This window comes from Alsobacter sp. SYSU BS001988 (genome assembly GCF_054796215.1).
The window spans coordinates 236964-259728 of record NZ_JBTAMK010000001.1; the positions used below are offsets into that span (position 1 = coordinate 236964).

A 22765-nucleotide genomic window follows, 5' to 3' on the forward strand; every position below is an offset into this window, starting at 1 on the left:
GCCCCGGCAAGACCCTGAAGCGTCCCGGTTTGGGACGTTCGGCGGCCGCGGCGGCGATCCTGGTGGGAAGCCAGCAAGCGATATGCCTATCCAGGGTTGCAATTCGGCCGACTTCAACGGGCCCTTAAGGCGGGCGGCGTAGAAAGGCCGGGAGCAACGGACGGATCACAACGTTGGACCCTTCGACACAGCCGACCGCGCGCCCCCTGCGGGCGCTGGTCGTGACCCCGACCGGGTCGCACGGCCAGGGCGGCATCGATCGTCTCTATTTCTATCTGCGCCAGGCGGTGGCCACGCGGGGGATGGAGGGGGTCGAGATCTCCTATTTCGCGGCGCGCGGCGGCGCGGCGGGATGGCGTTGGCTGCCGTCCTTCCCGCTCCGCCTGATGGCGTTCCTGTGGACGCTGGCGGCGCTTCGGCCCGACATCGTCCACCTGAACCACTCCACCCATGGCAGCGCCTACCGCAAGGCCGTGCTGGCCTGGCTGGCGCGGCTCGCGGGACGCCGGGTCGTCATCCATTTCCACGGCATGGTCACGCCGGAGGACCAGGTGGCGTCGCCGCCCTGGTATCGGGCGCTGGGCCGCATGGCGCGCGGCGCCGACCGGATCGTCGTGCTCGGGCGACACTTCGCGCCCTTCTTCTCGCGGACGCTGGGCGCACGCCCCGACAGGGTTGTGGTGATCCCGAACGGCATTCCGGACTTCGCGCCCGGACCGCCCGCCGAGCGCACCGGATCGGGGCCGCCGCTGATCCTGTTCGCGGGCGAAGTGGGCCCGCGCAAAGGCGCCGACCTGATGATCGCGGCGCTGCAGCGGCTGGACGGCCTGCATGGCGACTGGCGGTGCGTGATGGCCGGCAATGGCGACCTTGCACCCTATCGCGCGCAGGCGACCGCGGCGGGGCTCGACGCCAAGCTGTCCTTCACCGGCTGGGTCGACAGCGAGGCCGTGCACCGGCTGATGCGCGAGGCCGCCATCGTGGCCCTGCCCTCCCGCGTCGAGGGCCTGCCCTTGACCTTGCTGGAGGGCGGTTGCGCGGGCGCCGCCCTGGTGGCGTCGGATGTCGGCGCCATCCCGGACATCGTGATCGAGGGAGTGACCGGAGCGGTCGTCCCCCTCGACCCGGATGCGATCGCGGCGGCGCTGGCCGAGCTGCTCCAGGATCCGGAGCGGCTGCGGCAGGCCCAGCGCGCCTCGCGCCGGATATTCGAAGAGCATTACGAGATCGGACGCTTCGCCGACAGGCTGCGCCAGCTCTATCTGGAGGTCGCGGGCCGCCCCGCCGTCACGAGCTGACGCGCAGGCCCAGCGCACGCAGCTGCACCGGATCGAAGGAGACGGCGTCGTCGGTCTCGACCAGGGCCATGCCGCCATAGCCCGTCACCGCCCAGATCGCCCAGGCGAAGCCGTTGGCCTCCGCCTCGACGCGCACGTCGGTGAGCCAGGCCTCGCGCGCCGCGTCGTCGGAGGCCCGGTAGGGTCCATAGGTGCGCGTGACGCCGAACTCGCCCAACAGGATCCTGGCCGGGTCGACGCCGTGGCGCGACGCCCAGTCGGCGACCGCGCGGAAGTCGCGCCAGACGGCGCGCCGGTCGAAGCCGGAATCCATGTAAGCTGCGGCCGCGGCCTTCGCTCCGCGCAGGGCGACGCCGCGCTGCAGCACGTTGAGGCTCGTATCCTCGGCGACGTTGCGGGCGACGCGGTCGAGCACGGCCGCCCTGTCTCCCCCGCCGGCCGGATAGGGCAGGTTCGAAAGATAGCGCCAATAGCGGGCTTCGCCCTGGTCTCCCTTGACGCCCTGGTGGGTGAACACGTGCGGGGCGTAGTAGTGGAAGGTCCACCACACGTCGCTGCCGCGAAACGGCGCGGGATCGAGCGCGAGCAGGCCGTCCTTGTCGCCGCCCCGGGCGCCGGAGAGGACGATCGGCAGGAGCGGCGCCGCCGCCCTCGCCTTGGCGTGCAGCGTGACCAGCATGGCCTGCCAGCGCGCCGCGGTGGCCCCGTCCCAGCCATATTGCGGCTCGTTCATGAGCTCAAGCGCCAGCCGGGGCGAGCGCATCTCGGCCAGCAGGCCGGCGGTGCGGGCCATCAGCTGCGCATAGGCCAGGAACAATGGGCCGTCGATCGCCTTGGTGATGAGTTCAGGCGCATAGGCCGGGACCTGGCTGACGGGGTGGAAATCGACGATCACCGCGAAGCCATGATCCAACAGGCGGCGCACGGCGGCGCGCAGCATGGCGTCGAGCGCGACGCGTCGCTCGCCCTCGAACTGCAGGAAGGGGCCAGGGTCCACGGTGAGGCGGATGAAGTCGATCCCGGCCTTCGACAGGTTGACCAGGATCGCGTCCGGCGTCTCGTAGGTCTTGCCCGAGAAGGGCGGGAAGGCGAACCGGTCCTTGTCGGCCGGGTCCACCCTGGCCCAGTTCATCATGTTGTGGATGCTGGCGCCGCGGCGAAACAGCGGCGCTCCGGCATAGGCTCTGCCGCCCGCGGCGGCCGCCAGCGCGGCGCCGGCCAGTCCGGCGAGCGCCTGCCTGCGATCGAGCCCGCTCATGCCGGCCATCCGCGGCCGGGCGCGTCGTCGCGCCGGTAGGCGAGGCAGAGAACAACCATCATGACGATCGCCTGATTTTTCGAGGACAGGGTGTTGTTGGAGAGCGCGCAGAGCAGGAAGGCGACGACGCCGAGCGTGGCGCGCCAGTCCGAGCCGGCGGCGAGCCGCCACAGGCTCAGCAGGATCGTGCAGAACAGGGCCGCCGCGCCCAGCGCGCCGAACTGGAAGACGAACATCACCACGGGGCTCTCGATGAACTCGAAGCCGAGCTTCTCGAAGGCGAGCTTCTTGATCCAGAGCGGGTCCGCCCCGAGCAGGATGTCGCGCCAGTCGACGAGGCCGAAGATGCGGTAGATCTCGACGCGCGCATTGGCGCTGTCGTCGACATAGCCGTCGGTGATGAAGCGCTCCAGCAGGCCCAGCTGAGCCATCACGGGCAGCGCGATCGGGACGAGGCAGACCAGGCCCAGCAGGATCAGCCCGCGCGTCTTCAGCCGCTGAGCCGGATCGGGATTGGCGAGCGGCATGGTCAGGGCGCTGACCAGCGCCACCCCGGCCGCCAGGAGCGCGCCGGTCCGGGCGCCGGCCGCGAAGGCGGCCACGACCAGCAGGAGCATGGCGGCGGCCTTGGCCCAGCCGGGCCATCGGGTGGCCATCACGAAGGCGATCGAGCCGGCGTTGAACAGCCCCACCACGAGCGGATGCGAGGTGAGGCCGGTCGGGCGGAAGCCGTTCTCCACATACGGATAGGGCAAGAGCCGCAGGCCGACGGCTTTCTCGGCGATGGCGACGAGCGAACTCAGCGCCATGAAGATCAGCAGGGCGTCGCCGATGCGCCGCCGGCTGCCGGGCGGCAGCACGAACATCAGCGCGCAGGCGAGCGCCGAACTCACATAGGTGTCCACCAGGAACCCGGCCGACACGCTGTTTCCGGCGAGGACCACGACGGCCGTGAGCGCGGCGATCACCGCAAGCAGCCAGCCGAACTGGCGCAGGATCCGCACCTCGGCGGGAAGCAGCGCGATGCGGGTGGTCAGCAGCGCCAACGCCAGCAGTCCGGCTCCCAGATAGGTGCCGACATGGATCTTCTCGAGCACCGAGCCGCCGTCGCTCGAATAGTCGATCACGGCGTTGAGCAGGTTCTCCGACAGCACGAAGCGCGACAGCAGCGCCGCGCCGACGCCCCAGGCCAGCACCGCCGCGACCAGCGGGCGGTCGTCCTCGGCGCGCCACGGCGCCGCGAGGCCGGGCGAGGCGGCGAGCCCCGCGCTCGCCAGCGCCGAGCGGCGCGCTGTCAGGGCCGTGCGGCGGGCCGCGCGGCTCTCAGAACGCATTGCGGTAGGGCCGGAGAGAGAACAGGGTCAGGGCCAGGATCTTGAGGTCGAGCCGCAGGGACCAGATCTCGACATATTCCAGGTCCCGCTCGACGCGGGCGCGCATCTTGTCGAGCGTGTCCGTCTCGCCGCGCAGGCCGTGCACCTGCGCCCAGCCGGTGATGCCGGGCTTGACCGAATGGCGCCGCGCATAGCCGGGCAGCTGCGCCTCGTAGAGGTAATTGTGCGCGACGGCGTGGGGACGCGGGCCAACCAGCGACATCTCCCCGCTGATCACGTTGATGAGCTGCGGCAGCTCGTCGATGCTGAAGCGCCGCAGATGCCGGCCGAGGCGCGTCACGCGCGGATCGTGGCGGGCGGCCTGCGGCCCATGCCCGGCCTCGTCCATGGTGGTCATGGTCCGGAATTTCAGGATGCGGAACGTCGCGTGGTCGAGCCCGTGCCGCCTCTGCCGGAAGAAGATCGGCCCGGGGCTGTCCAGCTTGATCGCAAGGGCGATGACGAGGAAGAGGGGCCAGAGGACGGCGAGCCCGAGCGTCGCGATCGCCAGATCTAGCGCCCGCTTGGCGGCGCGAGCCCCGAAGCGGGACCTGGCCCGCGGCAGATCCCAGTATTTCGCCGGCGTCTCGGCGCTGAAACTGTGCGAACTCCGGACGTATCGCGCCGTCTCCGTCCTGCTTCGGAACGGTGTCGGGCTGAAAACCGGCTGGATCTGCTCGGACATGGGTCATTCCCGTTGTTGCGACGGGAAGGCTGCAACCCGCATGCCTTTTTCAACCTGGGGTTGGTGAACGGCGGGCAGACCCAGGGGCGGCGCCCGGGCCGGGGTAGACCACCGTTCCACTCGCATGGGCGCATTTCTGCTTGAGGCCCGAAGATCAACGGCAGCCTGGTCGAGCATTGCGCGTGTTGTGTTCTTTCTGTTCTTATGGCTAGTCTGCGCCGCCGTCTCGCACCGTGGGCGCGGCGGGGAGTACGTCGAATGAGGATCGCTCTGCGGCTGCCAGGTCGCCTGACCTTGCGCTGGCACGCCGATCTGATCGACCGGCTCGCCGCTCAGGGCCATGAGATCGACGTCCTGCCCGGCACCGGGGCTGACGCCTTGCCGCCGGAGCTGCGGCTCCTGGCCTGGTTCGAGCGCCACGTGTTCGGCAGGGCCCTGGAGAGCCTCGATCCCGCCCCCAGGCCGGGGGCCGCGGCCGCAGGCGGGCACGACCTCGTCGTGGACCTGACGGGCTCAGACGGCCCCGGGGACGGGACCCCCGTGCTGCAGCCCCGCTTCGACGGCTCGGCCGAGTGGAGCCATCTCTATGACGCGCTGCTGCGCGAGCGCCCGCCGACGATCGAGATCGTCAGGGCGCCGGAGGGCCTCGTCGCCCAGCGGGGCGAGGCGGCGGTGTCGCGGCCCGCCTTGCTGTCCACCAGCCTCGACGCCGTGCTGACGCGGACCTCGGTCCTTATCGCGGCCGCGGTGCGGGTGGCGGAGGAAGGCGGCCCGGCCGTCCCATCCCCGGCGTGGCCGGACGCGAAGCCCGGGCGGCCGCTCGCCTTCGCGGCGCGGCATCTCGCGCAGGGCGCCATGCGCAAGCTGCGCCAGCGCGTGGAGCGCCCGGCGCATTGGCGCATCGGCTGGAGGCCCGTCGCGGCCGGCGGCGGCGTGCTGGACAGGCTGGCCTGGCCCGCCGACGGCTATCGCTGGCTCGATACCGGCGCTGCGGATTATGCGGCCGATCCGTTCGTCCTCGACCATGAGGGCGTCGTCCACGTCTTCTGCGAGGTCTTCGCCTATGCGGACCCGATCGGAAAGATCGCCGTGTTCACGATCGGGCCGGACGGGACGCCCGGCGCGCTGCGGACCGTCCTGGAACGGCCCTACCACCTCTCCTACCCGATGGTGTTCCGGCGCGACGGCCAGATCTGGATGATCCCAGAGACCTATCAGAACCGCACCGTTGAGCTCTATCGGGCGGAGCGCTTTCCAGACGTCTGGACCCTGGAAGCGGTGCTGTTCGAGGGTGTCGAGCTTTCGGACGTCACCCTGGCCGAGCATGACGGCAGGTTCTGGCTGTTCGCCAGCGACAGCGCCCGCGGCGCGACCAGCTGGGACTGCCTCAGCCTGTTCATGGCCCAGGACATCCGCGGGCCCTGGCGGCCGCACCCGGCCAATCCCGTGCTGGTGGACGCGCGCGCGGCCCGGCCGGCCGGCTTCATGGAGCGCCGCGGCGGCGCCCTGCTCAGGCCCGCCCAGGACTGCCGCGCCGGCTACGGGGCCGGGCTCTCCATCTGCCGCGTCGACCGGCTGGACCCGGAGGGCTACGCCCAGACCGTGCTGGCCACGCTCAGGCCCATGGGGGCGCGCGACACCGGCGCGCATACGGTGAATGTCGGCGGCGGGTTCGAGGTGATCGACCATTGCGGGCCGATGCGCCGCGTCTGAGCGCGGCGCGGCCCGAGGCGCTCAGACCGCGACGGCGGCCATCAGGCGCTCGCGGCGGATCGAGGGGCGCAGCGCGGCGGGATGGCCGCAACAGATCATCAAGTCCTCGACGATCCGCTCGGCCGCCGCGCCGTCGCCGAACGGGTTGGCGCCCTGCGCCATGGCGGCGTAGCGGCGGCGATCGTCCAGGAGGTCGTGGACATGCGCCACGATGACGTCGGGGTCCGTCGAGACCAGCCGCGCGACCCCGGCCTCGATCGCCTCCATGCGCTCGCTGGTGTCGCGCATCACCAGCACGGGCTTGCCCAAAGCGGGCGCCTCCTCCTGCACGCCGCCGGAGTCCGTCAGGATCAGACTGGCGCGGGTCATGAGATAGACGAAGCTGCGGTAGTCCTGCGGCTCGATCAGGTGGATGTTGTCGATCCCGGACAGGATGTCGAAGACGGGCTGGCGCACATTGGGGTTGAGGTGGACCGGGTACACGATCTGCACGTCCTCGCGGGCCGACAGGGCGCGCAGGGCCTGGCAGATCCGGACGAACCCGTCGCCGAAGCTTTCGCGGCGGTGGCCCGTGACGAGCACCAGGCGCTTGCCGGGGACCAGCCAGGAGAACCGCTCCTCCAGCGCCCGGCGTTGCGGGCCGGGCGCCGTGACGTCCTCGGCCACGAGCAGCAGCGCGTCGATGACGGAGTTGCCGGTGACCAGGATGGACGAGCCCGGATAGCCCTCCGCCAGCAGCGCCCGGCGGGCCTTTTCGGTCGGGGCGTAATGGCGGTCGGTGACGACGGCGGTCACGCGCCGGTTCGCCTCCTCGGGCCACGGGCTGGCCATGTCGCCGGTCCGCAGGCCGGCTTCCACATGGCCGACCCTGCTGCGGTTGAAGAAGGCCGAAAGCGCGGCGGCCGTGCTGGTGGCGGTGTCGCCCTGCACGAGGACGAAGTCGGGGCGGTACGACCGCATGATCGGGTCGAGCCCGGTCAGCACCCGCGCCGAGATGTCGGCCAGCGTCTGCCCGCCGGTCATGATGTCGAGGTCGTCGTCGGGGCGCAGGTTGAAGATCGCGAGCGTCTCGTCGAGCATCTGGCGGTGCTGACCGGTCACGCAGACCCGCGACTCGACGCCGGGAGCGGCCCGCAGGGCCCGCACGATGGGGGCCATCTTGATGGCCTCGGGACGAGTCCCGAACACGGAAAGGATACGCATGCGCCAGCCTCGATCGCGCCGGCCGACAGGGCCGGTTCTCGTTCGAGGCTGCAGCAGCAATCCGCGAGCCAGGATTTTCGCGTGCAACAACTCTAGGTTGTGTCTCGAAAGGCGCTGATCCGCCCCCGCGGCCGCGCCCGGATGGGACGCGGCGTTCCGCTTCGAGACAGGCGGGCCGACATTCCGGCCCCGGATGTCACGCGCTCAGCGCCTCCAGGCCCCGCCAGTCGAACTCCACGCCGTGGCCGGGGCGATCAGGCGCCAGCGCCATCCCGTCCTCGATCCGGAGCGGGTGGGCGATGTAGCGCTCCAGGCCGAAGCCGTGCGCCTCCAGGTAGGAGCGGTTCGGGCAGGCGGCCAGCAGGTGGACGGTGACGTCGTGCGCGCCATGCGACGTCACCGGCAGCCCGAAGGCCTCCGCCAGATGCGCGATCTTCATGAAGGCGGTGACGCCGCCGCAATTCGTCACGTCCGGCTCGGGATAGCTGACCGCGTCGGCGGCGACGTAGTTCCGGAACTCCCACAAGGAGCGGAGATTCTCGCCCGTCGCGATCGGCAGGCCGCCCTCGCGCAGCACGCGCGCGTGGCCGGCGATGTCGTCGGGCGAACAGGGCTCCTCCAGCCAGGTCAGGTCATGGGGCGCGAAGGCCCGGGCGGCGCGGATCGCCTGGTCGGCGGACCATTTCATGTTGGCGTCCACCATCAGCGGGAAGCCGTCGCCCAGCTTCTCGCGCATCGCCGCGACGCGCTGGACGTCTTCCGACAGGCGGGCCCGGCCGACCTTCATCTTGATCGCCCGGAAGCCCTTGGCGAGATTTCCGTCGGTCTGCTCGAGCAGCTTGTCCAGCGGCAGGTCGAGGTCGATCCCGCCGGCGTAGCAGGGCACGCGCGGGTCGAACCCGCCGAGCAGCGCCCAGAGCGGGACGCCGGCCCGCTGGGCCTTGAGGTCCCACAAGGCCATGTCGAAGGCCGAGATGGCCAGCACGGTCGGGCCGCCGCGGCCGCCGTAATGCAGGGCCCACCACAGGTGGTTCCAGAGATGCTCGATCCGGTCCGCGTCCTGGCCGGCCACGATCGGGGCGATCTCGCGCGACAGGACGTCGGCCACAGCGCCGCCGTTGCGTCCGACCGTATAGGTGTAGCCGACCCCCTCATGGCCCTCGGCGTCGGCGACGCGGGCGGTCACGAGTTCGAAGGCGCTCATCTCGCCGTGGGTGGAGTCCGTCAGGACGACCGGGAGCGGGATGCGGTAGAAGCCCGTCACGACGGTGCGGATGGCGGCCATGGTGTTCCTCCGGCTTGGCGCTTCGGCGTTCCGCCTCGCGCTTGGGTTGGGCGGAGACTATCGCCTCGACGCCGGGTGGCAACGTCCCCCACCGCAAGGCTGGACAGCGTCGGGCGGATCGGGTTTGCATGGCCGCGATGTCGCTGCCTCCCCTCACCTTCGTCCTCGGCGGCGCGCGCTCCGGCAAGAGCCGGCGCGCCGAAGAGCTCGTCACGGCTGAACCCGGGCCGTGGCGCTACGTCGCGACCGGCCAGGCCTTCGACGCCGAGATGGAGGAGCGCATCGCCCTCCACAAGGACCGCCGCGGGCCGGGATGGCTGACCCGCGAAGCGCCCGTCGATCTGCCCGGGGCGCTCGAAGAGCTCGGCGCGGAGCCGCAGCCCATCCTGGTCGACTGCCTGACGCTGTGGCTCACGAACCTCATGCTGGGCGAGCACGACATCGCCCACGCCGTCGCCCGGCTCGATCACGCGCTCGACCGAAGCCGCGCGCCCGTCGTGATGGTGAGCAACGAAGTCGGGCTCGGAATCGTGCCGGAGAACCGGCTCGCCCGCGCCTTTCGGGACGAAGCCGGCCGGCTTCACCAGCGCGTGGCGGCGCGGGCGGACCGCGTCCTCTTCATGGTGGCGGGCCTGCCCCTGACCGTGAAGGACGGTCAGCCCGGCTGAGGCTCGGCCTCGCCCGCCTCCGCCGGCGCCCCGGACAGCGCCACGGCGGCATGGCCGGGAATGCGCCAATGCGTGGGGCTCTCGATCACGGGCGTCCCCGCTCCCCCATAGGCCGGCGCGTCGCTCGACCACAGGCAGCGCCACAGGCGGCCCTCCGGCGGCGCCGCGAGCGGCTCGGCCAGCGACGGCCGCACGAGGTCGCGGCCGAAATTGACCAGCAGGAGCCGGTCGTCGCCGTCCTGGCCGAAGAACCGCAACAGGAACGCCTCCGAACCCAGCACCGCGCCGTCGACGCCGAGCGCGCCCTGGCCGGCGAAGACGGGATCCTCTCGCCGCAACCGCAGGAGGTCGCGGTGGAGGGCCAGGGTCGCGCCGTTCCGCTCACATTCGTCCCAGTCGAGCTTGCAGGCCTCGAAGGCGGCGGGGTCCTCCGGGGACAAAAGCGCCAGCCCGGCTTCGGCCGCCACGCTCTGGAACTGGTCGAGAAAGCCGCGCCGGCCCTTGCGGACCAGCTCGGCCAATTCGGGCGTGTGGTCGGCGAAATAGATGAAAGGCCTGGTCGAGCCGAACTCCTGGCCCTGGAACAGCATCGGCGTTCCGGGCATCAGCAAGGTCAACGCCGTCGCGGCCCGCAGCCGGCCGGGGCTGGTGCGCCGGGCCAGACGCTCGCCGGGGGCGTGATTGGCGACCTGGTCGTGGTTCTCCAGGAACACCACGAACTGCGCCGGCCGCACGCCGCCCGCCGGCGCGCCGCGGCGCTTGGCCTGCCAGGCGTAGAACTGGCCCTGGAACAGGAAGCCGTATTTCGCGGCCGAGACGAACTCCTGCGGCGAGCCCTCGTGGTCCTTGAAATAGGCCTCCGCCCGCCCGGTCAGCGCCACGATGGCGGAGTGGTGGAAGTCGTCGTTCCAGAGCGCGTCGAAACCGTAGCCGCCGATGTCGAAGGGACGCATGAGGCGCGCGTGCTGGGGCTCGTTCTCGCCGACGATGATCACGCTCCGGCCCGGCGCGGCCTCGCGGGCGGCCCTGGTGAGGCCGGCGAGGATGTGCTCCGGGCTGTCGTCCATGATGGCCTGGGTGGCGTCGACGCGCAGTCCGTCGAAGTGGAACTCGTCGATCCAGTAGGCCGCGTTGGCGAGGACGAACTCGCGCACCCCGGCGCCGCCCTCGCCGTCGAAATTGACCGACTCGCCCCATTCGTTGGCGTGCTTGTCCGACGTGTAGGGCGCAAAGCAGTTCAGGTAGCAGCCGTCCGGCCCGAAATGGTTGTAGACCACGTCATGGATCACCCCCATGCCGAGGCCATGCGCGGCGTCGATGAAGGCGCGCAGGTCGTCGGGGGATCCATAAAGTCTCGTCGGGGCGAACAGGTCGACGCCGTCATAGCCCCAGCCGAAGCGGCCCGGAAACTCGTTGACCGGCATCATCTCGATGACGGTGACGCCGAGCTCTTTGAGAAAGGGCAGCTTCAGGGCCGCCGCGGCCCAGGAGCCTTCGGGCGTGAAGGTCCCCACATGGAGTTCGTAGAGAACCTGCCCATGCAGCTCCACGCCGGCCCAGCCGGCGTCCTTCCAGCGGTAGCGCGCCGGATCGACGACTTGCGAGGGCCCATGCGGCCCCTCGGGCTGGAACCGCGAGGCAGGGTCGGGATAGCGCTTCTCCCCGTCGATCTCGTAGCGGTAGCGCAGGCCCGCGCCGGCGTCGGCGGCCAGCCCGGAGAAGTAGCCGTCCGGCTCGGTCGTGAGGGGAACCACCGGGCCGTCCTCGACGGCGACCGCGATGGATCGCGCGCGCGGAGCCCAGACGCGGAAGTGCACGCCTGCGTCGACCAGTTCCGCGCCGACAGGAAAACGCCTGCCCGCCGCGGCCTCGCTGCGCCACGTCGTCATGTCCCGATCATCTCCCGCCAAAGGCTGGTGCGCGGGCTGAGAACCCGGAATGCGAAGCACAGGTTCCGAGCCGCCGGGTGGAACCGGACGGGCGGGCGCCGCATTCGCCCCGGACGCTGGACAGTTCACGACGCCAGGACGGCTCGCCCGAGCCCGCCCTGCATCGCCTTCAGGAGAACCGCATGGCTGAGCGGACATGGTGGAAGCGCGGGATCGTCTATCAGATCTATCCGCGCTCCTTCCAGGACATGAACGGCGACGGGGTCGGGGACCTGGAGGGGATCCGGCGCCGCCTCGACCACCTCGCGTGGCTCGGCGTCGATGCGCTCTGGATTTCGCCGATCTATCCGTCCCCCATGGCGGATGGCGGGTACGACGTCTCCGATTACCGCGACATCGATCCGCTCTTCGGCTCGCTGGACGATTTCGACCGGCTGGTGGCCGAGGCGCATGAGCGCGGGCTCAAGCTGATCCTCGACTTCGTGCCGAACCACTCGTCGAGCCAGCACGCCTGGTTCCGGGAGAGCCGCTCGTCGCGGACCAACCCCAAGCGCGACTGGTACATCTGGCGCGATCCGGCCCCGGGCGGCGGGCCGCCCAACAACTGGATCAGCAATTTCGGCGGCAGCGCGTGGACGTTCGACGAGGCCACGGGCCAGTACTACTACCACGCCTTCCTCAAGGAGCAGCCGGACCTGAACTGGCGCAATCCCGAGCTGCGCGAGGCGATGTTCGACACGCTGCGCTTCTGGCTGGAGCGGGGCGTGGACGGCTTCCGGGTCGACGTGATCTGGCATCTGATGAAGGACCCGGAGATGCGGGACAACCCGCCCAATCCGGGCTTCGCGCCCGGCCAGCCGGACATCAACAGGCTGCTGCAGATCCATTCGGCCGACCACCCGGACATCTACGGCGTCATCGCCGGCATGCGGAAGGTCCTGGACGGCTATCCGGACCGGGTGCTGATCGGCGAGATCTATCTGCCCATCGAGCGGCTGGTGACCTATTACGGCCCGGACCTGACCGGCGCGCACCTGCCCTTCAACTTCCAGCTCATCCACACGACGTGGCGCGCGCGCGACATTGAGGCGCTGGTGCGCGAATACGAGGGCAAGCTGCCGGAGGGCGGCTGGCCGAACTGGGTGCTCAGCAACCACGACCAGCCCCGCATCGCGGCCCGGGTCGGGCAGGCGCAGGCCCGCGTCGCCGCCATGCTGCTGCTGACGCTGCGCGGGACGCCGACGCTCTATTACGGCGACGAACTGGGGCTGCCGGCGGTGCACATCCCTCGCGACCGGGTGCAGGATCCCTGGGAGAAGAACGAGCCGGGGATCGGCATCGGCCGCGACCCGTCGCGCACGCCGATGCCGTGGGACCGGTCGCCCAACGCCGGGTTCTCGAGCGTCGAGCCCTGGCTGCCGCTGAACCAGGACTGGCATTCACGCAACGTCGCGGCGATGCGGGACGAACCCGCCTCGATCCTGACCCTGACCCGAGATCTCATCGCGCTGAGGCGAGAGAGGAAATCCCTGATGGTGGGACGTTACGCGCCCGTTCTGGTCACCGACGAGGTGTTCGTCTATCTGCGCGAGGCCGGCGACGAGCGGGTCATGGCCGCGCTGAACCTCACCGGAGATCCCCAGACGGTCCAGCTGCCGGATCACCTGCAGGGCGGCCACGTGCTCGTCTCCACCCTGGCGCAGGTTCCGGCGAACCCGGTGGGCGGCGCGCTCACCTTGCGCGGGCACGAAGGCCTGCTCATCGAGCTGACGCGGCAGGCGGCCTGAGCGGGCCGCTCGGCCGACCGCGGCGGGACGGAACCGCAGGATCGGGGGCCGTGTTGAGACGAGCGGCGGCGAGCGCCGTGACCGGAACACGCCATGGCCACGCCCCAGGATCCGAAGGCTCCCCTCCCGTCCAGCTCCGAATCCGCGGGCGCGCAACTGATGGACGCCAAAGCCACTCCGGTGCTGAAGCATCCGGAGGCCGAGGCCTTCTACATCGAGGCGCTGACCGAACTGACGCAGCTCGGCACGCCCTATCTGCTGGCCGGCACCTATGCGCTGAGCGCCTATACGGGGATCTCGCGCCCCACCAAGGACCTCGACATCTTCTGCAAGGCCGGCGACTACCAGCGCATCCTGGCCCATTTCCAGTCGATCGGCTACGCGGTCGAGATCGAGGACGAGCGCTGGCTCGGCAAGGTCTACAAGGGCCAGCACTTCTTCGACGTGATCTTCGCCTCTTCCAACAGCACCATGCCGGTCGGGGATTCCTGGTTCGAGCACGCCCGTCAGATCGAGGTGATGGGTCTGCCGGTCCGCATCGTGGGGCCGACCGAGCTCGTCTATTCCAAGTGCTTCATCCAGTTGCGGCACCGCTATGACGGGGCCGACGTGGCGCACACCATCCTGAAGGCGCACGACCAGATCGACTGGCGCCGCCTGCTGGCCCACATGGAGGTCCACTGGGAGGTGCTGCTCATCCATCTCCTGAACTTTAGGTGGGTCTACCCGACCGAGCGCGACAAGGTCCCGCGCTGGATCGTCGACGAGCTCCTGGACCGCCTGTCCAACCAGCGCCAGCTGCCGCCGCCGCAGATGAAGGTCTGCCGCGGCCGCATGTTCTCGCGCATCGACTACGAGATCGACGTCAAGGAATGGGGTTTCGCGGATGTCGGAGGAGAAGGCGAGTGGCGCAATGAGTGAGGACGGCGCGGACGGCTCCGTTGAGCGGATCACGGTCGCGGCCGTGGGCGACCTGCATGTCAAGGAGACGGCCCCCGGCGCCTACCGCGACATGTTTGGGGAGATCTCCAAAGCGGCGGACGCGCTGGTCCTCGCCGGGGATCTCACCGACCTCGGCAAGGCGCGCGAGGCCGAACTCCTCGCCGCGGACCTGAAGGCCTGCTCGATCCCCGTCATCGCGGTGCTGGGCAACCACGACCATGAGTGCGGCGACGTGGAGGCCTTGCGGCGCATCCTGCGGGAGGCGGGGGTGATCCTGCTCGAAGGCCAGACCTGCGAGGTCAAGGGCGTCGGCTTCGTGGGGGTGAAAGGCTATGGCGGCGGCTTCGGCCGGCGCATGCTGGGCTCCTTCGGGGAGAGCGCCACCAAGAGCTTCGTCAACGAGGCGATGAACGAGGCGATGCTGCTGGAGAACGGCCTCAGGCAGGTGCGCAGCAAGCGCGCCATGGTGGTGCTGCACTACGCCCCGATCGCCGAGACCGTGGAGGGCGAGCCTGAGGAGATCTACCCCTTCCTCGGCTGCTCGCGGCTGGCTGAGACCATCGACCGGTTCAAGGTGACGTCGGTCGTGCACGGCCACGCCCACCGGGGACGCTACGAAGGCAAGACGCCGGCCGGCATCCCCGTCTTCAACGTGGCGATGCACATCGAGAAGCCGACGGGCAAACCTTACGCGCTGCTGCAGCTCTGACCGTCAGCGCCGCCCGACGCCCGCCCTGGCCAAGGGCGGCCGGTACGGCGCGGCGGCGTAGCCGGAGCCCGCGACGGGGCGGTCCTCGCGGGTCCGGAACGCGGCCGCAAGGTCGTTCAGGGACCGGATCTGGGCGCTGAGCGAGTCGGACGAGGCGGCGCTCTGCTCGGCCAGCGCGGCGTTCTGCTGCGTCATCTCGTCGAGCTGCGACACCGCCTTGGTGATCTCCTCGATGCCGGTGGCCTGCTCCAGCGAGGCGGCGGAGATCTCCGACACCCTGGACGCGACCGTGACGGAGGCCTCGACGATCCGCCCCAGGGCGCCGCCCGCCGCGCGGACCAGCTCGACCCCTTTGGTCACCTCGGCGTTGGACGCGGCGATCAGGCCGGTGATGTCCTTGGCGGCCTCGCTCGACCGTTGCGCCAGGGAGCGCACCTCCGAGGCGACCACGGCGAAGCCCTTGCCCGCCTCTCCCGCCCGGGCCGCCTCGACGGCGGCGTTGAGGGCCAGGAGGTTCGTCTGGAACGCGATGTCCTCGATCACGGTCGTGATGTCGGAGATCTTGCGGCTGGTCTGGTCGATGCTGGACATCGCCTCGACGGCGCGCGACACGATGGCCCCGCCTTCCTGCGCGACGCCGCGCGCCTGCTCGGCGATGGCGCAGACCTTGGCCGAGGATTCCGCGCTGGCGCGGACGGAGGCGGCCAGTTCCTCCACGGTGGACGCGGTCTGCTCGAGCGAGGAGGCCTGGGCCTCGGTCCGGCGCGACAGGTCCTGCGCGCCCTCGTTGATCTCGCGCGCCGCGCCGGTCACCTCGGTCGACATGGCCTGGATCTGGCCCACCGTCTCGGCGAGGCGGGCGACCGTGCGGTTGATGCTTTCGCTGAGTTCGCCCAGTCCGCCGCCGTAGTTCTCGGCGACCACCGCCGTGAGGTCGCCGTTCGCCACGAGCCCGAGAACGGACGCGAAGTCGTTCACGGCCGTCTCCACGCGCGACGACATGGCGTTCAGCCCGGCGCTCATGTCGCGGGCGAAGCCCTGCTTGTCTTCGGTCCTGATCCGCTTGGAGAAGTCGCCTTCGGACGCCGCCGTCGCGATGGCCGAGAGCTCCTGGTCGGCGGCCAGCATCTCGGTGACGTCGTCCCAGATGAGCATGGCGCCGAGGCGCTCGCCGTCCGGGCCGGTGATCGGACTGACGATGATCTCGAAGGTCCGGGCCGACGCCCTGATCCGCTGGCGGTGCACCCCGTTCAGGCCGCCGATCATGTCCCTCACCCGGCTGGGATCGCGGTGGAACACGTCCATGCGCGAGCCCACCACGGCGTCGGGCTCGAAGCCCGGCACCATGGCCCTGAACTCGTCCGCATGGCGGCGCATGAGCCCCAGCACCGAGGCGTTCGCATAGACGATCACGCCCTCATTGTCGGCGGCGATGACGTTGATCGGGCAGTGGTCAAGGGCCGCGCGAACCCGCGCCGCCTCCAGGCTCGCCTGGCGGAACCCCTGGATCTCGCCGGCGAGCTCGCCCAGTTCGTCGCCGATGTGCGCCTGCCTGACGCGGTCCAGTTCGCCGGCGCCCTTGCGGTCGAGCAGGGCCGTGCGGATCGACAGGATTCCGGCGATGACGCCCCGGCGCATCCACGCCAGCATCAGCAGGAGCGACGCCAGGATGAGGCCGCCCGACACGATGCTGGTGGTCTGAAGGGAGTCCTGGCTGGCGTGCGTGTCGCGCTCGGCTCGATCGTTCGCCGCCTGGATCATGTCGCCCATCTTGTCCATGGCGCTCGCCAGATCCTCGAAGGTGAGGTCGAAGCTGGGCAGCTTGGTCTCAGCGGCGGCGGGATCCGCGAAGGCCAGGGCGATGAGCTCCCGGACCTTGCGCGTATATGTCTTGGTCAGCGCCAGGAGAGCCGGCTTGGCCGCCCCCACCTCTTCCGACACGCCCGTGTCGGGGATGTCGGCGATGTTTTTCTCCAGTTCGGCGATCGTCTTGTCCAGGTCCTTGGTGGCCTCGCTCGTCGATGCGCTCCTGCGAGCGCCGTCGTGAAGCGCGATGAAGACCATGCTGCGCAAGGTGTCGTGCTGCATGTCGGCCTGGGTCTGCCGGCGCAGGATGGCCGTCATCGCGCCCATTCTTTCGACCGAGCGTTTGGCTGCCCCGACCGTGACCACGGTGGTGAGGACCGCCGTCAGACACACGGCCGCCATCGCCGAGAAGGCCAGAATGGCCTTGGTGCTCAGCCTGAAACGAGTCTTCATCCTAAGGCCCTGCTGAAATGATCAGCCGGATCTTACCGATTGATGGTTCCCAAAGGCTTAAGCGTCACCCGCCAGAGCTTGAGACGCGATCCAGGATCAGCGTCCCGAGCGGCGGGCAGGTGAGCATCAGCGAGAAGGGCTGGCCGTGGCTCTCCTGCTCGACGGCTTCGATCCCGCCGAGATTGCCGAGCCCGCTGCCGCCATAGATGTCCGCGTCGGTGTTGACCACCTCGCGCCAGAACCCGCCCGCCGGGGCGCCGATGCGGTAGCCCGCTCGCGGCACGGGCGTGAAGTTGCACACGACGATGACGGGCCGGTCCCGGTCCTTGCCGAAGCGCGCGAAGGCGAGCACCGAGTTGTCCCGGTCGTCGGCGACCAGCCAGGAGAAGCCCTGCCCCTCGGCGTCGCCTTCGTGCAGCGCCGGAATGGTGCGGTAGGCCCGGTTGAGGTCGCGCACCAGCGCCTGCACGCCCCGATGGAGCGGATCGGAGATCAGATGCCAATCCAGGCTGGCGTCGTGGTTCCACTCCCGCTCCTGAGCGAACTCCCCGCCCATGAACAGGAGCTTCTTGCCCGGATGTCCCCACATGAAGCCGAAATAGGCGCGCAGATTGGCGAAGCGCTGCCAGCGGTCGCCGGGCATCTTGCCCAGCAGGGAGCCCTTGCCGTGCACCACCTCGTCATGGCTGAGCGGCAGCACGAAGTTCTCCGTGAAGGCGTAGAGCATCCCGAAGGTCAGGTCGTGATGGTGATAGCGGCGGTGGATCGGCTCCTTGGTCATGTAGCGGAGCGTGTCGTGCATCCAGCCCATGTTCCACTTGAAGCCGAAGCCGAGGCCGCCGGTGTAGGTGGGGTGGGACACGCCCGGCCACGCCGTGGACTCCTCGGCGACCGTGATCGCGCCCGGCGCGACCGAGTAGGCGGTCTCATTCATCCGCCTCAGGAAGTCGATCGCCTCGAGGTTCTCGTTCCCGCCATAGCGGTTGGGCACCCACTCGCCCTGCTTGCGCGAATAGTCGAGATACAGCATCGAGGCCACCGCATCGACGCGCAGACCGTCGAGATGGTAGCGCTCCAGCCAGAATCGGGCGTTGGCGACCAGGAAGGACGCGACCTCCTGGCGGCCGAAATTGTAGATGTAGGTGCCCCAGTCCTGGTGAAAGCCCTGGCGCGGATCGGCGTGCTCGTAGAGATGCGTGCCGTCGAAATTGCCCAGGCCGTGCGGATCGTTGGGGAAATGCGCCGGCACCCAGTCCAGCAGGATGCCGAGGCCCGCATTGTGGGCGGCTTCGACGAAGAAGGCGAAATCCTCCGGCGAACCGAACCGGCTGGTCGGCGCGAACAGGGAGACCGGCTGGTAGCCCCATGACCCGTCGAACGGAAACTCCGTGATCGGCAGCAGTTCGATATGGGTGAAACCCATGTCGCGCACATAGGGCACGAGCCGCTCGGCCATCTCGCGATAGGTGAGGAAACGGTCGCCCTCCTCCGGGATCCTGGCCCAGGAGCCCAGATGGCATTCATAGATGGAGATCGGCTTCGACCGGGGGTCGCCGTCCCCGCGCCTGGCCATCCAGTCGGCGTCGGACCACTCCTGGACGGGCTGTCCGTGCAAGAGGGACGCGGTGGCGGGCGGACGTTCCGCCGCGAAGGCGACGGGATCCGCCTTGAGCGGCAGCAGGCCGCCATTGTGGGAGCGGATCTCGAACTTGTAGCGGCCGCCGGCCGGAACCTCGGGCAGGAACAGCTCCCAGATCCCCGCCTGGTGGCGCAGGCGCATGGGGTGACGGCGGCCATCCCAGCCGTTGAAGTCGCCCACGACGCTGACCCGGCTGGCGTTGGGCGCCCACACCGCCACGGCGAAGCCCTCGACGCCGCCGATCGTGCGCCGGTGCGCGCCGAGCGCCCGGTAGACCGTGTCGCTGCCCGGGCTTGCGATGTGGATCAGCTCCTCCTCGCCCAGCACGTTCATGAAGGAATAGGGGTCGTACGCGACCGAGGTGGAGTCGGCGGTCTCGATGCGCAGCCTGTAGCCGGGCCGCCCGCCCGACTCGAAGCGGCCGGTGAAGAAGCCGGCGGGATGGCGACGCTGCATGGCGGCCAGCTCTGTCTCGCCGTCGACGCCGACGATCCAGACTCGCAGCGCCTGCGGCAACATGGCGCGGACCTCCCATAGGCCGGGCGCGACCTCGTGGGGTCCGAGCACGGCGAACGGGTCTCCATGGGAGGCGTGCGCGACCGCCGCGATCGCCTCGGCGGAGAGATCCCGCGGGGCGGAGCCGCCGCCGGCCTGTCCGGTCGCCGCGGGCTGCAGGACGCTGGCCGCCTCCCGGCCCGACGCGGCGCCGCCCCGATCATTCGGATGGGACCGCATGGCGGCGGTCTGATCGGCGCCATCCTTGTCGTTCGTGTTTCGGCCCGACATCAGCGCACCACCTCGCCATTCAGGATACCCAGGACTCCGCGGACCGGGATCTCGATCCAGTCGGGCCTGTTGTCGGCCTCGTAGCCGATCTCGTAGAGCGCCTTGGAGAGCAGCTGCAGACGCAGCAGCGAGGTCCGGGTCGCGTCGTCCCCCACCCACGCCGCGCCGCCCTGGGCGATCTCGGCGTAGGCGGCCAGGAAGACGCGCTCGACCAGGATCAGCACGTCCTTGGCGGCGACCTCGACGCGCCCCGCCCCGTCCGGCAGCCTGGCCCGGATGTCGCGCACCGCCGTCTCCACCGCATAGGCGAAGGACCGCAGCATCCCGGCGACGTCGCGCAGGGGCGTCGACTTCATCCGGCGTTCGTGCGGCGGGCGCGACGGCTCGCCCTCGAAATCGACGATCAGCACGTCGTCGCGCACGATCAGCACCTGGCCGAGGTGATAGTCGCCATGGACGCGCGTCTTCGTCGCGTTCACGGGCTCGCGCGTCAGCTTTCCGATCAGGTCGTAGACGTCCTGCCGCCGCTCGCGCAGGTCGGCGATGGCGTGCGCGGCGCGCTCGTCGGGCGCGACGGTCCGGTCCAGCCCCGCGAAGGCCCGGTCCGCCAAAGCGCGGGCGTCGCGCGCGACCTCCTCGACATCCGCCAGGGTGAGCGGCTCGGCCGCGAAGGCCGGGTTGGAGGTGGGCGTGGCGAAGGCGAGGTGCATCTCGGCCGTGCGCCGGCCGAGGATGCGGGTGTAGGGCATGTAGGCCGCGAAGGTCTCATCGATGGGATCGGCGACCTCGGGAGCGACCAGCGCCAGGGTCTCGAATTCGCGCGTCAGCGCGTTCAGGGTCCAGGACCACGCGTCGCCCTGGTTGCGGACGAAGCGCTGGGCGATGGCGAGCGCCGTGCTCGAGCCGTCCGGCGCGACGGACTCCAGCGACCCCAGATAGGGCGGCGTCGCCGTGAACCCGGCCTCCTCGGTCAGGAAGCGGGCCACCTCGACCTCGGGATGCACCCCCGATTCGATGCGGCGGTAGAGCTTCAGCAGAAGGGAGTCGCCGAAGGCGATCGACGAATTGCTCTGCTCGGCCCCCAGCCGGCGCACCTCGAGCGACGACAGATCCTCCATCTCGGTCAGGGCGGGCGTCCCGGCGAAGCGGAGCGTCGCGCCTTCGCGCGTGCCGAGCGTCTCGTTGCGCCGCATGGCCTCGACCAGAGCGAGCGCGAAGTCGGGCGTGGCGTCCGCATCAACGGCGAGCCCGGTGCGGGCGCCCCGGCGCACGCGCGCCACCGCGTAGCCGAGGAGGCCCTCGTCCTCCCGGTTCTCCTGGATCGCCAGCGGGGTGAAGTAATCCTGCCGCTCGCCGTCGGAGAGTTCGACCGACAGGCGCGGCAGCAGGTAGCTGCGGCCCTGAGCGGTGAACAGGGCGTTGTCCTTGACCTCCACGCGCGCGATGCGGCGGCCCTTGCCGGCGAACCAGCGGCGGCTCGGCAGGAAGGACGGCGCGACCGTGCGCTCGAAGCCGGCGCGCTCGCGCCCGGCCAGCAGGCTATCGGCGTCGCCCGTCAGCACCAGCGTGAAGAGCTCCGGGACGGGCTTGGGTCCGAAGCGGGTTTCGGCGCTCTCGGCCGAGGCGCGGATCTCGAACCAATAGAACCCGTAGGCCGGCAGCGTCAGCAGGTAAGGCAGGTCGCCGATCGGCGGGAACACCGATCCGGAGGTCATCTCCACCGGCGACGCGCCCTTGAACTCCGCCATGTCGAGTTCGACGGCCTGCGGCGCGCGCGAGACGTTGACGACGCACAGCACGCGCTCGTCGCCGAACTCGCGCAGATAGGCCAGCACCCGGCGGTTGGACGGGTAGAGGAAGCGCAGAGATCCGCGACCGAACACCTTGTGCGAGCGCCGCACCGCGATCATCCGGCGGGCCCAGTTCAGCAGGCTCGCCGGGGTCCCGAGCTGCGCCTCGACATTGACGGCCTGGTATCCGTGGAGCGGGTCCTGGACGGCTGGCAGGAACAGGCGGGCCGGGTCGGCGCGGCTGAAGCCGCCATTGCGGTCCGGAGACCACTGCATCGGCGTGCGCACGCCGTCACGATCGCCGAGATAGATGTTGTCGCCCATCCCGATCTCGTCGCCGTAATAGAGAACCGGCGTCCCCGGCATCGACAGCAGCAGCGAGTTCATCAGCTCGATCTTGCGCCTGTCGTTCTCCAGGAGCGGCGAGAGGCGCCGCCGGATGCCGAGATTGATCCGGGCGCGGCGCTCGGAGGCGTAGAAGCTCCACAGATAGTCGCGCTCCTGGTCGGTCACCATTTCGAGCGTCAGCTCGTCGTGGTTGCGCAGGAAGATGGCCCATTGCGCGCCTTCCGGGATCTCCGGCGTCTGGCGCATGATGTCGGTCACCGGATGCCGGTCTTCCTGGGCGATCGCCATGTACATGCGCGGCATAAGCGGGAAGTGGAACGCCATGTGGCATTCGTCGCCGTCGCCGAAATACTGGGCGGTCTCCTCCGGCCACTGGTTGGCCTCGGCCAGCAGCATGCGGTCCGGATAGCTCTCGTCCAGGGCGGCGCGGATCTTCTTGATGACCGTATGGGTCTCGGGAAGGTTCTCGCAATTGGTGCCGTCGCGCTCGATCAGATACGGGATGGCGTCGAGCCGCAGGCCGTCCACGCCCATGTCGAGCCAGAACCTCATCACGTCGATGACGGCCTCCAGCACGCGCGGATTGTCGAAGTTGAGGTCCGGCTGGTGGCTGTAGAAGCGGTGCCAGTAATACGCCTTGGCGACCGGATCCCAGGTCCAGTTGGAGGGCTCGGTGTCGAGGAAGATGATGCGGGTGTCGACATATTTCCGGTCCGTGTCGGACCAGACGTAGAAGTCGCGGGCGTTCGACCCCGGACGGGCGCGCCGGGCGCGCTGGAACCAGGGGTGCTGGTCCGAGGTGTGGTTGATCACCAGCTCGGTGATGACCCGCAGGCCCCGGTCGTGGGCGGCGCGCACGAAGCGACGGAAGTCGCGCATCGTCCCGTAGGACGGGTTCACGTCGCGGTATTCGGAGATGTCGTAGCCGTCGTCCTTCAGGGGCGACGGATAGAACGGCATGACCCAGAGCGCCGTGACCCCGAGATCCTTGACGTAGTCGAGGCGCCGGGTCAGGCCCTCGAAGTCGCCGACGCCGTCGTCATTGGCGTCGAAGAACGACTTCACATGCACCTGGTAGATGATGGCGTCCTTGTACCACTGGGGGTCGCTGCGATCGATCATTCCGGCCCCTC

At 69.9% G+C, this 22765-nt stretch carries 15 protein-coding genes; 6 read left to right on the forward strand and 9 right to left on the reverse strand.

The window, feature by feature from the left end; translation table 11 throughout:
- Nucleotides 1-173: 173 nt before the first annotated feature.
- Nucleotides 174-1298 carry a glycosyltransferase family 4 protein gene (locus ACYVO7_RS01080; RefSeq protein ID WP_460448005.1) on the forward strand — a complete coding sequence of 375 codons (1125 nt, stop codon included), beginning with the start codon at nt 174-176 and terminating at the stop codon, nt 1296-1298.
- Here the strand turns inward: ACYVO7_RS01080 and ACYVO7_RS01085 are convergent.
- The 3 genes from ACYVO7_RS01085 to ACYVO7_RS01095 are packed head-to-tail and all read right to left on the reverse strand — an operon-like array spanning nt 1288 to nt 4614.
- Complete coding sequence (locus ACYVO7_RS01085; RefSeq protein ID WP_460448006.1) at nt 1288-2556, reverse strand: glycoside hydrolase family 5 protein; 1269 nt, start codon at nt 2554-2556, stop codon at nt 1288-1290. The genes ACYVO7_RS01080 and ACYVO7_RS01085 overlap by 11 nt on opposite strands.
- Nucleotides 2553-3890 (reverse strand): VpsF family polysaccharide biosynthesis protein, encoded by a 1338-nt coding sequence (locus ACYVO7_RS01090; protein ID WP_460448007.1) that lies wholly within the window; start codon nt 3888-3890, stop codon nt 2553-2555. Before ACYVO7_RS01090 ends, ACYVO7_RS01085 begins: the two co-directional genes overlap by 4 nt.
- Nucleotides 3880-4614 (reverse strand): exopolysaccharide biosynthesis polyprenyl glycosylphosphotransferase, encoded by a 735-nt coding sequence (locus tag ACYVO7_RS01095; RefSeq protein WP_460448008.1) that lies wholly within the window; start codon nt 4612-4614, stop codon nt 3880-3882. The genes ACYVO7_RS01090 and ACYVO7_RS01095 overlap by 11 nt, the downstream gene beginning before the upstream one ends.
- Before the next feature lie 258 nt (nt 4615-4872).
- Between ACYVO7_RS01095 and ACYVO7_RS01100 the strand changes: the two genes are divergently transcribed.
- Nucleotides 4873-6327, forward strand: coding sequence for a glucosamine inositolphosphorylceramide transferase family protein (locus tag ACYVO7_RS01100; RefSeq protein WP_460448009.1), 1455 nt, complete (start codon nt 4873-4875; stop codon nt 6325-6327).
- A 21-nt stretch (nt 6328-6348) separates the two neighbouring features.
- Here ACYVO7_RS01100 and wecB read toward each other — a convergent pair whose 3' ends face one another.
- Nucleotides 6349-7530 carry a non-hydrolyzing UDP-N-acetylglucosamine 2-epimerase gene (gene wecB / locus ACYVO7_RS01105; protein ID WP_460448010.1) on the reverse strand — a complete coding sequence of 394 codons (1182 nt, stop codon included), beginning with the start codon at nt 7528-7530 and terminating at the stop codon, nt 6349-6351.
- Nucleotides 7531-7726: 196 nt separating this feature from the next.
- On the reverse strand, nt 7727-8815 hold the full coding sequence (locus tag ACYVO7_RS01110) for a mandelate racemase/muconate lactonizing enzyme family protein (RefSeq protein WP_460448011.1): 1089 nt from the start codon (nt 8813-8815) through the stop codon (nt 7727-7729).
- A 128-nt stretch (nt 8816-8943) separates the two neighbouring features.
- On the opposite strand from ACYVO7_RS01110, the gene cobU reads away from it, so the two are divergent.
- On the forward strand, nt 8944-9483 hold the full coding sequence (gene cobU, locus ACYVO7_RS01115) for a bifunctional adenosylcobinamide kinase/adenosylcobinamide-phosphate guanylyltransferase (RefSeq protein ID WP_460448012.1): 540 nt from the start codon (nt 8944-8946) through the stop codon (nt 9481-9483).
- Here cobU and treZ read toward each other — a convergent pair.
- On the reverse strand, nt 9471-11372 hold the full coding sequence (gene treZ / locus ACYVO7_RS01120) for a malto-oligosyltrehalose trehalohydrolase (protein WP_460448013.1): 1902 nt from the start codon (nt 11370-11372) through the stop codon (nt 9471-9473). The two genes, cobU and treZ, sit on opposite strands and share 13 nt — an antisense overlap.
- A gap of 182 nt (nt 11373-11554) precedes the next feature.
- Between treZ and ACYVO7_RS01125 the strand changes: the two genes are divergently transcribed.
- From ACYVO7_RS01125 to ACYVO7_RS01135, 3 genes are all read left to right on the forward strand, one after another.
- Nucleotides 11555-13159, forward strand: a complete 1605-nt coding sequence (locus ACYVO7_RS01125) for an alpha-amylase family glycosyl hydrolase (protein ID WP_460448014.1) — start codon at nt 11555-11557, stop codon at nt 13157-13159.
- A 159-nt stretch (nt 13160-13318) separates the two neighbouring features.
- A complete protein-coding gene (locus tag ACYVO7_RS01130; RefSeq protein WP_406856303.1) occupies nt 13319-14080 on the forward strand; it encodes a nucleotidyltransferase family protein in 762 nt (253 codons plus the stop codon).
- Nucleotides 14073-14810 carry a metallophosphoesterase family protein gene (locus ACYVO7_RS01135; protein ID WP_460448015.1) on the forward strand — a complete coding sequence of 246 codons (738 nt, stop codon included), beginning with the start codon at nt 14073-14075 and terminating at the stop codon, nt 14808-14810. The genes ACYVO7_RS01130 and ACYVO7_RS01135 overlap by 8 nt, the downstream gene beginning before the upstream one ends.
- A gap of 3 nt (nt 14811-14813) precedes the next feature.
- Here ACYVO7_RS01135 and ACYVO7_RS01140 read toward each other — a convergent pair whose 3' ends face one another.
- The 3 genes from ACYVO7_RS01140 to treS form a co-directional block, all read right to left on the reverse strand.
- Nucleotides 14814-17069, reverse strand: coding sequence for a methyl-accepting chemotaxis protein (locus ACYVO7_RS01140; RefSeq protein WP_460448016.1), 2256 nt, complete (start codon nt 17067-17069; stop codon nt 14814-14816).
- Nucleotides 17070-17133: 64 nt separating this feature from the next.
- Entirely contained in the window at nt 17134-19443 is a 2310-nt protein-coding gene (glgB, locus tag ACYVO7_RS01145) for a 1,4-alpha-glucan branching protein GlgB (protein ID WP_460448017.1), read from the reverse strand.
- Between the two features lie 50 nt (nt 19444-19493).
- Entirely contained in the window at nt 19494-22754 is a 3261-nt protein-coding gene (gene treS / locus ACYVO7_RS01150) for a maltose alpha-D-glucosyltransferase (protein ID WP_460448018.1), read from the reverse strand.
- Nucleotides 22755-22765 lie beyond the last annotated feature (11 nt).